Raw genomic sequence first — 14,904 nt, 5'->3', positions numbered from 1 at the left:
AGAGGTGAACCGCCCGATGTCACCTCGGACACCCGACCAGCAGGCGACGATGCGCGACGTCGCCGAGCGCGCCGGTGTCAGTCCGATGACCGTGTCCCGCGTGCTGCGCGACGACCCGCGGGTCGCGCCGGACAACCGCGCCAAGGTCCTCGCCGCCGTCGAACACCTCGGCTACCAGCGCAACGAGGCCGCGCGGAGCCTGCGCGTGGGGAGCAGCAGGCTGCTCGGACTGGTCGTCACCAACCTCGCCAACCCCTTCTACTCCCACCTCGCGCTCGGCGCGGAGTCGCTGGCCGCCGACCGCGGCATGACCGTGGTCCTCGGCAACACCGCCGAAGCCGTCCAGCGGGAGCGGGAACTGGTCGGCGACCTCGTCTCCCGCCGGGTCAGCGGCATGATCGTGGTCCCGGCGGGCGGCGACCACGCCCACCTGCGGCCCGAGCGGGTCCACGGCATCCCGGTCGTGCTCGCGGCCCGCCCGCCGTCGGGAGCCGACCTCGACTGCGTGCTCGTGGACGACTTCGGCGGCGCGCTGGCCGCGACCACCCGCCTCACCGCGCGCGGCCACCGCCGCGTCGGGTTCCTCGGCCTGCCCCCGAACGTGTGGACCAGCGCCGAGCGGTTCCGCGGGTTCAGCGCCGGGTTGGCCGAGGCGGGCCTGTCCGTGGACGAGCGGCACGTCCGGCTGAACCTGGACGGCACGGCGGCCGCCGAGCGGGCCACCGGTGAACTGCTCGACCTCGCCGACCCCCCGACCGCGCTGTTCACCGCGAACAGCCGCCTCACCATCGGGGCGATCCGCGCGATCACACGCGCACGCACCACGACCGCACTGGCCGGGTTCGACGACTTCGACCTCGCCGACGTGCTGGGCCTGCCGCTGACGATCGTGGCGTACGACCCGCAGCAGCTCGGACGTGAGGCCGCGACCCTGCTGCTGGACCGGATGGCGCACGGCTCGGACGCCGCGCCCCGGCGGGTGGTCCTGCCCACCAGGATCGTGGAGTACGGCACCCGGAACTGAGTGGCGTGTTCGGTCGCAGTCGTTGGAGAGGAGTGCTCGACACCATGGCAGAGGTCCCGGCCACGTCGCCGTTCTCGCCGCTGGAGTCCACAGTGGACCTGCCGGAGCGGGAGCGCCGCACCATCGAGTGGTGGCGCGCCAACGGCGTGTTCGAGCGCAGCCTGGAGCAGACCGCCGGTGGTCCGCGTTGGGTGTTCTACGAGGGCCCGCCGACCGCCAACGGCTCGCCCGGCACCCACCACGTCGAGGCCCGCGTCTTCAAGGACGTCTTCCCCCGCTTCAAGACCATGAAGGGCTACTCGGTGCCGCGGCGCGCGGGCTGGGACTGCCACGGCCTGCCGGTGGAACTGGCGGTGGAGCGGGAACTGGGGATCAACGGGAAGCCGGACATCGAGAAGGTCGGCGTCGCGGAGTTCAACGCGCGGTGCCGCGAGTCCGTGCAGCGGTACGTCGGCGAGTTCGAGGACCTGACCGAGCGCATGGGCTACTGGATCGACCTGCGGAACCCGTACCGCACGATGTCGCCGGAGTACATCGACAGCGTGTGGTGGGCGCTGAAGAAGATCCACGACGACGGCAAGCTGTCCGAGGACTACCGCGTCGCCCCCTACTGCACGCGGTGCGGGACGACGCTGTCCGACCACGAGGTCGCCCAGGGCTACGAGACCGTCACCGACCCGTCGGTGACGGTGCGGTTCCCGCTGCTGGAACCGTTCGCGGGCCACGAGGGTGTCGAGTTGCTCGTGTGGACGACCACGCCGTGGACCCTGGTGGCCAACACCGCCGTCGCCGTGCACCCCGACGTGGCCTACGTGGTGGCGCGCACCGAACGCGGGACGTTCGTGGTCGCCGAGCCACTGCTCACGGCAGTGCTGGGCGAGGACGCCGAAGTGCTCGCGACCGTGACCGGCACCGATCTGCGGGGCCTGAGCTACCGGCGGCCGTTCGACCTGGTGGACATCCCGGACGCGCACGTGGTGGTGCTCGCCGACTACGTCACCACCACCGACGGCACCGGCCTGGTGCACCAGGCCCCGGCGTTCGGCGCGGACGACCTCGCGGTGTGCAGGGCCAACGGGCTGCCCGTGGTCAACCCGATCGGTCCGAACGGGCGCTTCCACGACGACGTGCCGCTGGTCGGCGGGCTGTTCTTCAAGGACGCCGACAAGCCCCTGATCGTGGACCTCAAGCACCGGGACCTGCTGTTCCGCTCGCAGCGGTTCGAGCACTCCTACCCGCACTGCTGGCGCTGCCACACGCCGTTGATGCACTACGCGCAGCTGTCCTGGTACATCCGCACCACCACGATCAAGGACGCTTTGGCGCGGGAGAACCAGGCCACCACCTGGTACCCGGAGCACATCAAGAACGGCCGCTACGGCGACTGGCTGGACAACAACGTCGACTGGGCGCTCTCGCGCAGCCGTTACTGGGGCACGCCGCTCCCGTTGTGGCGCTGCGGGAACGCGCACGTCACCGCCATCGGGTCCCGCGCCGAGTTGGGAGTCTTGGCGGGGACCGATCTGTCCACACTGGACCCGCACCGGCCGTTCATCGACGAGATCACCTTCGCCTGCCCCGAGTGCGGCGAGTCGTCGACCAGGGTGCCCGAGGTGATCGACGCGTGGTTCGACTCCGGCTCCATGCCGTTCGCGGGCCTCGGCTACCCGCACCTGCCCGGCAGCGTGGAGGAGTTCGAGCGCAGCTACCCGGCGCAGTACATCGCCGAGGCGATCGACCAGACCAGGGGCTGGTTCTACACGCTCATGGCCGTGGGAACCCTGGTCTTCGACAAGTCCTCGTACGAGAACGTGGTGTGCCTCGGGCACATCATGGCCGAGGACGGCCGCAAGATGTCCAAGCACCTCGGCAACATCCTGGAGCCGATCCCGCTGATGGACGCCCACGGCGCTGACGCGCTGCGGTGGTTCATGGCGTGCTCCGGCTCGCCGTGGTCACCGCGCCGGGTCGGTCCCGGCCCGCTGGACGAGATCACCCGCAAGATCCTCATGACCTACTGGAACACCGCGTCCTTCTTCAGCCTGTACGCCGGTCATGCCGAGTGGGCTCCCACGACCGCGTCCCCGGTGGCTGAGCGGCCGGTCCTCGACCGGTGGGTGCTGGCGAAGGCGCACGAGCTGGCGCGGGTCGTGGACGACCGGCTGGAGGACTACGACACGGCCGGTGCGGGCCGGGCGCTCGCCGAGTTCGTCGACGACCTGTCCAACTGGTACGTGCGCCGGTCCCGCCAGCGGTTCTGGGACGGCGAGCAGGACGCGCTGACCACGTTGTACGACTGCCTGGACGTCCTGACCCGGCTGCTCGCGCCGTTCGTCCCGTTCATCACCGAGGAGGTCTGGCAGCAGGTCGTCCGCCCCGGCGACCCGACCGCGGCCGACTCGGTGCACCTGGCGAGCTGGCCCGCTCCCGACCCGAGCCTGCTCGACCCGGTGCTGACCGCGCAGGTCCGCACCGCCCGCACCCTGACCGAGGCCGGACGTGCCGCCCGGAAAGCCAGCGACGTGCGGGTCCGCCAGCCCCTCAGCCGCGCGCTGATCGGGCTGCCCGAGGGCGGCGAGATCCCACGGGCGCTGCTCGACGACGTGGCCGCGGAACTCAACGTCAAACGCCTGGAACCGCTGTCCTCCGCGGGCGAGGTCGTCGACGTGACCGTGAAGCCCAACTTCCGGGCGCTGGGCAGGCGGTTCGGCAAGCGGACGCAGCAGGTGGCGACCGCGGTCCTGGCCGCTGACGCACAGGCGTTGGTCGAGCGGTTGCGGGTCGACGGCGAAGCCGAGATCACCTTCGACGGCGCACCGCTGACCATGACCGCCGACGACGTGGTCGTGAACGAGGTGCCGCGCAGCGGGTGGGTCGTGGAGACCCAGCGCGGCGTGACCATCGCGCTGGACACGAAGATCACGCCCGAGCTGGCGGCGGAGGGCATCGCCCGTGACGTGGTGCGGGTCGTCCAGCAGGCCCGCCGGGCCGCGGGCTTGAGCGTCGCCGACCGCGTCACGCTGACGATCGGTGCCCCGGAGGACGTCCTGGCGGCGGTGCGCGTCCACCGGGCGTTCCTGGAGGGGGAGACCTTGTCCGAGGTCGTGGGCCTGGTCGACCGGGTCGAACCCGGCTTCGCGGGCACGGTCGGCGACGGCGTCCCGATCACGGCGGCCGTGGCCAAGCGCTGAGGTCGGTGCCCTGAACCACCCCAGGGCACCGACCCGCTACGCCGTGCGCGGGAAGTCCTTGCGCTTGATCTTGGCCCGACGGCCGTCCGGGTGGTGGAAGACGATGCCCTCGGCGAGGTGGCCGGGGGAGAAGCGGCTGTCCAGGGTGGCCAGGAAGTCCTGGAGCCCGTGGTAGCTGCGGGGCACCTCGGGCAGGGTCGGCGCCTCGCGGTTGAACGGGACGCACCGGTGCTCCTCCAGGCCCAGGGGGTTGCCCTGGACGCGGGGGCCGAGCGCCTCGCACGGGTGCTCGCCGTCCGGCCAGCCGGACACGTCGGTGTTGCCCGCCGCCGCGAGGATCCACTTGTCCTCGGCGGACTCGGCGTCGGTGTCGACGTACCAGCCGTCCACGATGCCCTGCTGCTTCTGCGCCTTGCTCGGGTTGCGCCGCTTCTCGACGCGGACCAGGTGGCCCGAGCGCACGGTCAGCCGGGTGTTGGTGCCGTCGAGCTTCTCCGTCCCCACGCCAGCGCCGTCGAACACCCACGCGCACTCGGCGCGCGGTCGGTCGACGACGTGGAAGCGCTCGTCGCGTTCGAAGAGCGTGGGGATCTTCTCCATGACCTGTTTCCCTTTCACGACGTGCCCGATGAGTTCCTCGTGGGTGATGGCGCCGCTGACCAGCCCGCCCGCCAGCGCGCGGACCAGGTCCGCGACCGCGACGTCGGCCTCGACGGCCACGTGCTTGAGCGCCTTCTTCTCCTCCGGGGAGATCCAGGCGACCAGCCGCGACCACCCCTCGGGAGGGGTCCACCGCGCCAGGGCCGACGGGTCCTTGCGGGGCCTGCCCCGTCCGCGTGCTCCATCCACGGGGAGGACGGTAGCCGTCGCTCGCGACTTGTGTCAATTGGCATAACAGAAAATAAAAGCCAGGTCAGAGCCTGCGAACTTCCCGGAGGACGCGGGCGAACACGCCGGACCCGGTGAGCACCGACGAGCCGTTCCGGTCGCCCATGGTCGGGGCGTTGTGCACCTTGCGGCTGGAGATGAACCGCGGTTGGCCCGCCGAGTCGAGGCCGAGGTAGAGGCCGGAGTGGTCGAGCAGCGGACCGTCCTCGGGGTCCAGGTCGAACAGCAGCACGTCGCCCGGCAGCAGCGTGGCGAGCTGCGCGGTGGACGGCGCGGTGCCCGTATCGGGGACGACCACCGTGCCGGGGCCCGCGGTCGCGAAGTCCGACACCGTGCGGGGCAGCACGCCCGGCCCCGGCGTCCGACCGACCGGGTAGCCCGACCGGTACCCGAACACCATCCGCAGGAACCCGCTGCAATCCAGGGAATCCTGGTGCAGCGGGTCGGGTTCCTGCGTGACGCCGTCGTCGTAGGTCCACGGCACGCCGAGGTAGTCGACGAAGTCGGAGCCGGTGATCCGCTCGCCCGCGACGACCGGCCCGAAGAACGCCCGGCCCGCGTAGCGGATCCCGTTGGCGTTGACCAGGTCCGGGGTGTCGCGGCGGTACTGCATCGCGATGTCCAGCACGTCGGGGCCGCGGTCGGGGGCGCTGCCCGCCAGCGTGTTCGCGAGCCACGCCCGGAGGTCGCCGTCGGTCTCGCCGCCCGCGTGCCACGGCCGCGGCGCGAGCAGGACCCGGTCACGGGTCGTCACGGTGGCGGTGGTCGCTGCGGGTTCGTCGAACGTCCTGGTGGGACCGCGAAAGACCGCGGTCCGAGCGCCGTCGGTCAGTGTCGCGACCGTGGCCCCGGCCGCGTCCACGACGAGCGTTCGTGCCGGGCCCTCCGCCCGCTCGTAGTGGTACACGGCGGTGGCGTGCGCCGGCAGTCCGAAGAGGACGGTGAACGCCGCGATCGCCAGTGGCAGCAGGGGTTTCATGGCTCAGTTCTCCAGGCCGTGGAAGACGGCGTTCGCCGGGGTGTCGCCGGGGTTGCGGACGTGGTCGTAGGGACCCCACTCGCCGTCGGCCGGACGCCACTCGACGAACTCCAGGTCGTCGAGATCGGCGGCCCCGGCACCGGCGTACAGCAGCGCCATGTTCGCGTCGGCGTCCAGGTCGGCGGGGGAGAGGTCGAAGGAGACCTCGTGCCAGCCGCCGTCGGCGGGCACCGCGATCGTGCGGTCGACGGTGCGCAGGAGCCGGGAGTCCGGGTCTTCGGTGGGATCGCTGTCGTCGAAGCGGTAGGACGCGACCCGCAGCACCGGCGCTGCTCCCGGCGACACCCGGACCTTGGCTCGCACGCTGTAGCCGGGCGACCGGTGCAGGGTGACGCGCGCGACCGGGTGCGTCAGCTCGTCGCTCAACCGCAGGTGACCGGTCTCGCCGAGAGTGCCGCCGCCGACGACGTTCGGGACGGCGCTCGCGGGCCAGTGCGTCGCCCCGCTCGCGACGCCGTCGGCGGTGTCGTCGTCGAAGTGCCCCCAGCCGAACAGGTCTCGGCCGACCAGCAGGCCCGGCGGCCCGTCGGGGGCCGGGCGCACCAGCCCGTCGAACGGGATCCGCGCGTCGCCGTGCGCCGGGACGGTGACCGGCACCAGGCGTTCCGGCGGCGCGTCGGCGCTGATCCGCGCTGTGCCGTGCTCGAACCGGAAGTGGGCCGGGCGCGAGTCCGCGTCCCGCGTCAGCGGCGTCGTCACGACGCTCCGGTCGCTCGCCCGCTGCGTCTGCGCGTCGAGCAGGCTCGCGGCCCACACGCCGTTCACCGTGCGCCGGGCGGCGGTGCCGGTGGAGACCGCGGGCCGGTAGCCGTCGATCTCCACCGGCACGAGCCGCGCCTCGACGAGCCGGGTGCCCTCCCACACCGTGCGCAGGAAGGCGCTGGAGAAGGTCGCGAGGAAGTCCTGGTCGAAGACGAGGTTCCCCGTGCTGTAGGCGATCAGGTGGCCCTTGTACCACTCCAGGCCCTGGAGGACGTGCGGGTGGTGACCGATGACGATGTCCGCGCCCGCGTCGATCGCGGCGCGCGCCATCTCCCGCGTCGACTTCGCGGAGGCGGTCTGGAACTGGAACCCGGAGTGCAGCTGCACGACGGTGAGCCCGCGTTTGGCGGCGGCGATCTCGGCCGGTGACGTCGTCGGGTTCCACGGAGCCGCGCCGCTGTGCCCGCGGCCCGCCACCCAGTCCTGGAGTTCGGGGTAGACCCGCGTGAGCGAGGTCCACACCGGGCCCGCGTCGGTGAGGGTCGGTTCGAGCTTCTGGAACAACCGCCACGCGTCGCCGATCGTCCGGGCGGCGTCGGGCACCAGCGGGTCGAAGCCCCAGTGCCGGGCGGTGTCGTCGTGGGGGTGGCTGTTGTTGACGAAGCTGCCGTCCACGCTGGTGTAGGCCAACATCGTGACCTCGTTGCCGCGGATCCGGGTGTGGAAGGCGGGCTGCGGTCGGTCGCTGTCGGCGAGCCCGACGATCGGGAAGCCCGCCGCGGTCAACGCCCTCGTCGTGTCGGCCAGCCCGGCGTCCTGGAAGTCGCGCGTGTGGTTGTTGGCCAGCGACGGCACGTCGACGCCCAACCGCTTCAGGCCCTCGGTCGCGGCGGGCGGCGACTGGAGGATGAAGCGCTTCCCCGGATACGCCGTCTCCGGGGGAGCGGCGCTGAGGACGGTTTCGAGGTTGACCGTGCGCAGGTCGCCCAGCCGGAACGCGGGCGCGACGGCGTCGACGACGTGGTCCGCGCCGCGCGCCGCGTCGTCGCGGGGGACCAGCGCGGGGGCGTCCTGGTAGCGGCGGCCGAACATGACGTCCCCTGCGGAGTGCAGGACGAAGCGCTTCCCGCCGTGGTCGGACAGCAGTCGCACGGGCACGGTCCGGCCGACGTCCTCCAGCCCGAGCGGCACCGGTTCGGCGAGGAAGCCGGGCGCGGAGACGACCGCGAGGGCGGGTCCGGAGCCCAGCGGCACGCGGACGGGGCCGACGCCGTGGAGGGTGGTGCCGCCGGTGGTCACGGTGGCCGCGATCGGCGCGCCGCTCTCGTCGGTGACCGTCACCGAGGCGGTCGGCGCGGTGTCGGCGGCGGGCTGGGGGGAGCCGTCGAAACCGGTCCACAGCACCGCTGCCGAGAGGGAGACGGCCAGTGCGAGCCCGCCGAGTGCCTTCGTGTTCCCCACCGCTGCGCTCCACCCGGTCGGACCTGTCGACGGACGATTCCAGTGCGCTGCGGCGGCGAGCACTGCCCTTCCGTTGTAACCCATCCGCGAGGACGGTGTCCAGCAGTTCGTTAGGAATCTTTACGAACGCCGCCGGTCTCCTGGAATAAGTAAGTAAAGTTTCCTAACGTATTGACCCGATCGCGGACCGTGTGCGACTCTCGAACCACTCGCCGCCAGCGAAGCGCCCGATCTCATCGAGCGAGGGGATCATGAGAAAAACCCTGTGACCAGTGGCTTCGGCCTCTGTGGCGGCGGTCGATCGCACATCGCGAGCCCGGCGACGGGCTCAGGTCCGAGCAGACCACACGACCCGCGACACCCCCTGTCGGGCGGCTGCACCGCGCCCTGACGGCGCTGCCGAGCGCCCACGCACGGCAGACGCCGGAGAGAGAACCCCTGCCGCAGTTGCGGCTTGTCGAAATCCGTCGCAACCGCCTCTCCCGAAAGGTTCCGAATGTCACGCAAGCAGTCATGGCGGACGTGTGCCCTGGGCATCACGGCCACCGCGGCACTCGTCGCGGTGGCCCTCCCGCTGACGAGCCAGGTCGCAACGGCCGCGCCCGGATCGGGCGCACTCACCACTGTGGACACCTCGGCTGGCAACCGGCGCGCGCCGGTCGCGGGCCTGTACGACTGGAGCAAGGCCGGGTACCGCGGCGGCGCCGACCTGCCCGGTGCGGGCAGCATCAACACCAGCGCGACCTGCAACATCACCCCGGACAAGCTCAAGACCACGTACAAGGTGACGCCCAACGACAACGTCGACGACACCACCGGCCTCCAGGCCGCGATCGATGCGATCGGCAAGTCGTGCTCGCCGTCGGCGAACTACGACAAGCTGAGCCTGATCACGTTGCCCGCGGGCACCCTGAACGTGTCGCGCGAGCTGCACGCCGACGCGGACTACCTGATCATCCGCGGCGCGGGCATGACCTCCACCAAGATCGTGTACCGGCCGGACGCGAACACCAAGTACGACGCCATCACCGAGGACGGCTCGGACTGGGACGAGGACGGCATGACCTCGGGCGCGGGCAAGGGCGGCTGGCTGTGGCCGGGCCGCGGCCTGTTCCGGGTCCAGTCGCGCGGCGTGGACCCGAGCTACGCCAGCGACTACGCGGCGGCTCCCGCCAACCGCAAGGACATCTTCGAGGGCACGGTGAACGTGCACTGGAAGGCGGGCGTGAAGCTGCGCGACAAGCCCAACGACAAGGGTTTCGCGGCGCGCACCGGTGACACCGTGGTGTACCTGGCGTCCAGCGGCTCCCTGACCAACCTCAAGGTCGGCGGGTACGTCAACATCCGCGCGGCGAACTCCACGAAGTTCTACGAGCAGCAGAAGGCGACCGGGACCGAGTTCCCGCTGCTGAACATGCACATGCGGCAGCAGATCTTCACGATCAAGGCGGTCAACACCTCGCAGCGCACCATCACGGTGGACAAGCCGCTGGAGTACGACGTCCCGGTGACGTCCGTTTCGGACGGTTCCAAGGCCATCGACGGCGCGACCTACGACTCCAAGGCCGCCCCGCTCGTCGACCCGGTGCTCGGCGTCGGCTTCGAGAACTTCGCCATCACCCAGGACGAGCCGGGCCTCGACCGCAACCAGGCCGTGCACAACTACGGCAACATGGACCCCGCGGGCGAGATGCACGGCATCGTGTTCAAGTGGGCGGTCAACGCGTTCGTCCGCGGCGTCAAAACCGAGATGACCGGGTCGCACCCGTTCGTCACCGAGGAGGCGAAGAACCTCCAGTTCGTCAACAACGAGCTGGACGGCTCGTGGAACAAGGGCAAGGGCGGCAACGGCTACTTCCGCGGCTCCCGCGTGTGGGACTCCCTGTACGTCGGCAACACCTCCCGCAACCTGCGCCACTTCACGTTCCAGTGGTCCGCGTCGGGCAACGTCGCGATCGGCAACGACTTCGACTCCGACATCAACCTGCACGGCGGCTGGGAGCGCAACAACCTGATCGAGCTGAACACCAGCAAGGTCCCGTACGAGCACCGGTCCGCCAACTGCCTCTCCAACTGCGGTGAGGAGGGCGGCGGCGGCCCCGACGACTCGAACTGGTTCCCGATCTGGTGGGGCGCGGGCAAGAAGGCCGTCAAGTGGTCCGGCGCGTCCGGTCCCCGCAACGTCTTCTTCAACAACACCATGACCAAGCAGACCGCACCCGGCGGCGCGTACGGCGACTACTACGCCGACCACCAGCGGATCTACCAGTTCGGCTGGAACGGCACCGGCTACCAGCACCTGGACGTCGGCGGCACGCCCATCACCGACTGGGCGAAGAACGAGCAGAAGGACTTCACCAACGGCCACGGCGTGGACGCGACCAAGACCGACACGGCGAAGTCGCTGTTCCTCAAGACCGTGCCCGGTGCCCGCTCGGCGGTGTCCGCCGAGACGGTGAACTTCGCCAACCAGGCGGCCGCCGCTCCGGCCGCGACCGTCGACGTCTCGACCGCGGCGCAGCTCAAGACCGCACTCGCCAACGCGGCTCCCGGCCAGACGATCAAGCTGGCGGCGGGCACCTACCGCGGCTCGTTCGTCGCGCAGAAGGCGGGGACGGCCTCCAGCCCGATCACCCTGACCGGCCCGGCGGGCGCGGTCCTGATCAACGACGGCCCGTCGGGCGACGCGCCGGACTGCCCGGTCCCGACCGCGGGCTGGGACTCGGGCTACGGCCTGTGGCTGTTCAACGCGCCCTACTGGAACCTCACCGGCTTCACCGTCGCGGAGTCCAAGAAGGGCATCGTCGCCGACAACTCCCACCACACGGTGATCGACGGCGTCCGCGTGCACCACGTGGACGAGGAGGGCGTGCACTTCCGCAAGTCCTCCGCCGACAGCGTCATCCGCAACTCGACCGTCACGGACACCGGCCTGGTCCAGAAGGGCTACGGCGAGGGCGTCTACATCGGGTCGGCCAACTCGAACTGGGAGTGCCACGGCAACAGCGGCGGCAAGGACAAGTCCGACCGCGTCCAGGTCCTGAACAACAAACTGGGCCCGAACGTCACCGCCGAGCTGATCGACATCAAGGAGGGCACCGTCAACGGGGTCGTCCGCGGCAACACCTTCAACGGCACCGGCATCACCGGCCAGAACTCCGGCGACTCGTGGGTGGACGTGAAGGGCAGCGGCTACCTGCTGGAGAACAACACCGGCACGTTCAGCAAGCCGGGCACGTTCGCCAACGGCTACGAGACCCACGCCGCCACCGAGTTCCCCAGCGGTTGCGGCAACACCTGGCGGGCCAACAAGTCCGACCTCGGCAACACCGGCGAGTACGCCATCAAGATCACGACGCTCTCGCAGTGCGCGAAGCAGCCGAACGTCGTCTACGCCTCCAACACGGCGACCGCCGCGAAGAAGGGCGTGACGAACGCTCCCATCACCCCCTGACCATCCCCCGACCCCGGTGAGCCGCTACCCGAACGGGTGGCGGCTCACCGGCGTTTCGGCCGGCGAGGGCTCGTGGTCCCTCCTCAGGTCGCGGGGGAGCGGCGGCGGCGTGGTCGTGCGGCGGGCAGGTTCCCGTGCAGCATGCGCGTCAGCCAGGTCCGGTACCGGTCGTCCGTCCACTCGCGACTCCGGGTCGCCTGCACGAACACCGTGGACGACGTCAGCAGCCAGCACGCGTCGGCGGACTCGGCGAGGTCGACGTCCGGTGCCAGCAGGCCCTTGTCGGCGAGGTGGTCCACGAACGCGGTCACGCCCGTCAGACGTTCGGCGTCGGCCGTCGCGGCGAGGTCGGCGAGGTCCGGGTCGGATTCGGCCAGCACGGTCGTCAGCACGCTGAGCCGCTGGTGGACGCCGAGCACGAAGGCCGCGTACCGGGTGAGCGCCTCGCCCAGGTCGGCAGCGGCCAGCGCGTCGCGGAGTTCGGGGCGGTCCGCCATGCCGGTCGGCTCGTGGTCACCGGCGAGGGTGACGTCGTAGACCGCCTTCATCACCTGCTTCTTGCCGCCGAACACCTTGTAGACCAGTTCGGGTGACACGCCCGCGCGCTGGGCGACGGCCTTGACGGTGGTGGCGCGGTAGCCGTCGCGCAGCACCAGGTGGCGGCAGGCGTCGACCACGGCCGCCCGGTTGCGCTCGGCGGCGGCCTGGCGTCCGCGCGTGTCGTAGGTCCGGCTGCCGTCGGTCACGGGTCGAGTGTAGGGTCATTTTCAGTACAGTGATCCGTACTGAATATGACCTCAGAGGGATGCGCCATGACCGTCCACCGCGTCGCACCGGGCGTCGACCGCCTCGGCGACACCGCCGTGAACTTCTACCTGGTCCACCACCCCGACGGCCTCGTGCTCGTCGACGCCGGACTGCCGGGCCACCTCGGGCAGCTCCAGGCCCATCTCGCCTCCACCGGGCACACGCTGGCCGACGTGAAGGCCGTCCTGCTCACCCACGCGCACCCGGACCACACCGGCCTGGTCACCGCCCTGCACGAGGCGGGCGCCGCGGTGTGGGTCCACGCGCTCGACGCGCCGATCCTCGCCGACGGGCCGCGCAGCGCCCTGCGCCACGCCAAGCCGGAACGGTCGCTGCTGCCCTACCTGCTCCGCCGTCCCTCGGCGCTGGGCACGCCGCTGCACCTGGCCCGGCACGGCGGTTTCACCGCGCCCGCGTTCCCGCACGCGCGGACGTTCCTCGGCGACCGGACCTTCGACGACCTGCCCGGCGGTCCCCGCGCGCTCGCCGTGCCGGGTCACACCCTCGGCAGTGTCGCGTACGCGTTCCCCGATCTCGGCCTGCTGTTCACCGGCGACGCGCTGGTCACCCGCGACAGCACCACCGGCCACCGCGGTCCGGGCACGGTGTGCCGCGGCTTCACCCACGACAGCGCCGCCGCCTTGGCCGCTCTCGACCGCTTGGACGCCTTCCCCGACGCGGTGCTCCTGCCCGGCCACGGCGACCCGCTCACCGGGGACGTCCTCGCCGCCACCGCGGCGGCTCGCAGGCTCGGGGCCACCTGACCCCGGTCAGACCTCGGCGGCCAGCCGGTTGGACCGGGCGATCAGCTCCCGCAACGTGTCCGCGTCGGCCTGGTCGACCCGCTTGAGGTAGAGGCAGCTCTTGCCGAGCTTGTGCTTCCCGAGGTGGGGCAGCAGGTCCGCGTACTCGTCCAGGCCGCCGGTCAGGTACAGCACGGTCTCGGCCTTGCGCGGGGAGAAGCCGACCGCCACGGTGTCGCCCTCGCGGCCGGAGGGGTAGCGGTAGTGCCGGGAGCCGAAGCCGATGATCGCGCTGCCCCACAGCACGGCGGGGTGCCCGGTGACCTCCGCCATGAGGTCGACGAGCAGCCGGGCGTCCGATCGCCGTTGGTCGTCGACCACCGCGTCGACGAACGCGGTCACGTCGCCGTCGGTCGCCGTCGTCTTGTTCTCGTTCGCCATGGCCATTCACCTCGCCGTAACCGTTCCAGCACCCGGAAGTCGACCTCGCGACAACTGTGCCGGCTCGATCCGGTGGCCGGGGCGGCGGGGGTGCGTTGTCCTGTGTGGACACTCCGGCGGAAGTGTTTAAACCGTTTGTGGAAACCGGGTCGAAAGGAATAGACCACTCTGACCCAAGGCGACGTTCGCCGGTCCCGGACCCGCCACGGATGGTGCATCCGAAGCCCGAACGGCCGGTCGGCCGAGTCGGCACTCGCACAGAGCAACCGGCCCGGCGGCCGTTCGGGTGGTTCGGAAATTGGTCGTCACAGTCCGTCCGGGTTGTCGTAACGTGAGTCACACTTCACTTACCTACCAAAGGAATCGGACAGCACTTGGCGGAGGCGCACTTGCGCGGGTAGCGGGACTGGCTTCATCAGTCCTTTCGAGACAGTGGGGATGGCCACCTGATGCGAACCGATCTGATCGACCAGAACTTCGACGGCCGCCTGGCCCAGTTGCACGAACTGGTGGAAGGCGCCCACAGCCTCTCGGTGGCGTTGGCGTGGTGGACCGGAGGGGAGTCCCCGACCATGCACGTGCTGGGCTCCCGCAGGCACGTCCTGACCGGGCGGGAGTACATCGACCTGCGAGGGCACTCGCACACCACCGGGCTGTTACGCACGGGCATGCTCAGCAGCTCGCGCGGCGGCCGAACCCTCGCCCTGACGAAGGCCCTGATCATCCCGGACCGGATCCCCAGGCCGGTGCGGGTGGAGTGCGGCATCCCGCACCCCGACAACCCGGAGGTCACGCACTCCACCCGCGTCCCGCTCGGCGTGGCGCTGGCGGAGTTCTGCGGGTCGAGGTTCCGGCGGGCGGACCAGACCGTGCGGTCCATCGTGTTCCACGAGGACGAGTCCGGCGAGCGGTTGTCGTTGCAGTGCACCGCGACGCTCCTGCTCGACGACGAGCCGGTCGGCCTGGTCACCGAGCGGTTGACCCGCCTGGTGGTGGAGGAGTTCTCGCCTCCCGGCGAGGTGGCGGGCTACCTGCGCGGGCAGGACGGGACGGCGGACGCCCGGCAGCGCTGGTGGTCGGTGCGGCCGCTGCGGCGGCCGCGGCCCGCCCCCGCTCGGCGCCGGTCGGTCGGGTAGCGGCGGTCAGGCCGGTTC

The 14,904-nt window shown here is 71.1% G+C and carries 10 protein-coding genes; 5 read left to right on the top strand and 5 right to left on the bottom strand.

All coding sequences use genetic code 11. From position 1 onward, the window contains the following. The first annotated feature begins 16 nt into the window (after positions 1-16). The gene (locus tag ACFWW9_RS15180) at positions 17-1,024 is read left to right on the top strand and encodes a LacI family DNA-binding transcriptional regulator (RefSeq protein ID WP_390376844.1); all 1,008 of its coding nucleotides are present in this window, start codon (positions 17-19) and stop codon (positions 1,022-1,024) included. Between the two features lie 44 nt (positions 1,025-1,068). Beyond that, positions 1,069-4,215: an isoleucine--tRNA ligase gene (gene ileS, locus ACFWW9_RS15175; RefSeq protein ID WP_390376842.1), complete on the top strand. Its 3,147-nt coding sequence runs from the start codon at positions 1,069-1,071 to the stop codon at positions 4,213-4,215. Between the two features lie 36 nt (positions 4,216-4,251). On the opposite strand, the gene ACFWW9_RS15170 is transcribed toward ileS, so the two are convergent. From ACFWW9_RS15170 to ACFWW9_RS15160, 3 genes are all read right to left on the bottom strand, one after another. Next, positions 4,252-5,064: a hypothetical protein gene (locus ACFWW9_RS15170; RefSeq protein WP_390376839.1), complete on the bottom strand. Its 813-nt coding sequence runs from the start codon at positions 5,062-5,064 to the stop codon at positions 4,252-4,254. A gap of 64 nt (positions 5,065-5,128) precedes the next feature. Then, a complete protein-coding gene (locus ACFWW9_RS15165; RefSeq protein WP_390376836.1) occupies positions 5,129-6,082 on the bottom strand; it encodes a hypothetical protein in 954 nt (317 codons plus the stop codon). A gap of 3 nt (positions 6,083-6,085) precedes the next feature. Further along, a complete protein-coding gene (locus tag ACFWW9_RS15160) occupies positions 6,086-8,305 on the bottom strand; it encodes a CapA family protein (RefSeq protein ID WP_390376833.1) in 2,220 nt (739 codons plus the stop codon). Positions 8,306-8,801: 496 nt separating this feature from the next. On the opposite strand from ACFWW9_RS15160, the gene ACFWW9_RS15155 reads away from it, so the two are divergent. Then, positions 8,802-11,759 carry a hypothetical protein gene (locus tag ACFWW9_RS15155; RefSeq protein ID WP_390376830.1) on the top strand — a complete coding sequence of 986 codons (2,958 nt, stop codon included), beginning with the start codon at positions 8,802-8,804 and terminating at the stop codon, positions 11,757-11,759. 83 nt (positions 11,760-11,842) lie between these two features. On the opposite strand, the gene ACFWW9_RS15150 is transcribed toward ACFWW9_RS15155, so the two are convergent. Next, positions 11,843-12,505: a TetR/AcrR family transcriptional regulator gene (locus ACFWW9_RS15150; RefSeq protein WP_390376827.1), complete on the bottom strand. Its 663-nt coding sequence runs from the start codon at positions 12,503-12,505 to the stop codon at positions 11,843-11,845. A 66-nt stretch (positions 12,506-12,571) separates the two neighbouring features. On the opposite strand from ACFWW9_RS15150, the gene ACFWW9_RS15145 reads away from it, so the two are divergent. Continuing rightward, a complete protein-coding gene (locus tag ACFWW9_RS15145) occupies positions 12,572-13,330 on the top strand; it encodes an MBL fold metallo-hydrolase (protein ID WP_390376824.1) in 759 nt (252 codons plus the stop codon). A gap of 6 nt (positions 13,331-13,336) precedes the next feature. Here the strand turns inward: ACFWW9_RS15145 and ACFWW9_RS15140 are convergent, their stop codons facing one another. Next, the gene (locus tag ACFWW9_RS15140) at positions 13,337-13,750 is read right to left on the bottom strand and encodes a DUF1801 domain-containing protein (RefSeq protein ID WP_390376821.1); all 414 of its coding nucleotides are present in this window, start codon (positions 13,748-13,750) and stop codon (positions 13,337-13,339) included. 449 nt (positions 13,751-14,199) lie between these two features. On the opposite strand from ACFWW9_RS15140, the gene ACFWW9_RS15135 reads away from it, so the two are divergent. Continuing rightward, positions 14,200-14,886 (top strand): hypothetical protein, encoded by a 687-nt coding sequence (locus ACFWW9_RS15135; protein ID WP_390376818.1) that lies wholly within the window; start codon positions 14,200-14,202, stop codon positions 14,884-14,886. Positions 14,887-14,904 lie beyond the last annotated feature (18 nt).

Origin of the sequence: Umezawaea sp. NPDC059074 (assembly GCF_042738955.1) — a bacterium.
Classification (GTDB): domain Bacteria; phylum Actinomycetota; class Actinomycetes; order Mycobacteriales; family Pseudonocardiaceae; genus Umezawaea.
This window is presented reverse-complemented; position numbering and strand designations above follow the sequence as displayed.

Excerpts from the sequence above, each read along its gene's own strand:
- ACFWW9_RS15135 (WP_390376818.1), top strand. The coding sequence starts at position 14,200 with ATGCGAACCGATCTGATCGACCAGAACTTCGACGGCCGCCTGGCCCAG.
- ACFWW9_RS15155 (WP_390376830.1), top strand. The coding sequence starts at position 8,802 with ATGTCACGCAAGCAGTCATGGCGGACGTGTGCCCTGGGCATCACGGCC.
- ACFWW9_RS15145 (WP_390376824.1), top strand. The coding sequence starts at position 12,572 with ATGACCGTCCACCGCGTCGCACCGGGCGTCGACCGCCTCGGCGACACC.
- ileS (WP_390376842.1), top strand. The coding sequence starts at position 1,069 with ATGGCAGAGGTCCCGGCCACGTCGCCGTTCTCGCCGCTGGAGTCCACA.
- ACFWW9_RS15165 (WP_390376836.1), bottom strand. The coding sequence starts at position 6,082 with ATGAAACCCCTGCTGCCACTGGCGATCGCGGCGTTCACCGTCCTCTTC.
- ACFWW9_RS15180 (WP_390376844.1), top strand. The coding sequence starts at position 17 with ATGTCACCTCGGACACCCGACCAGCAGGCGACGATGCGCGACGTCGCC.
- ACFWW9_RS15140 (WP_390376821.1), bottom strand. The coding sequence starts at position 13,750 with ATGGCGAACGAGAACAAGACGACGGCGACCGACGGCGACGTGACCGCG.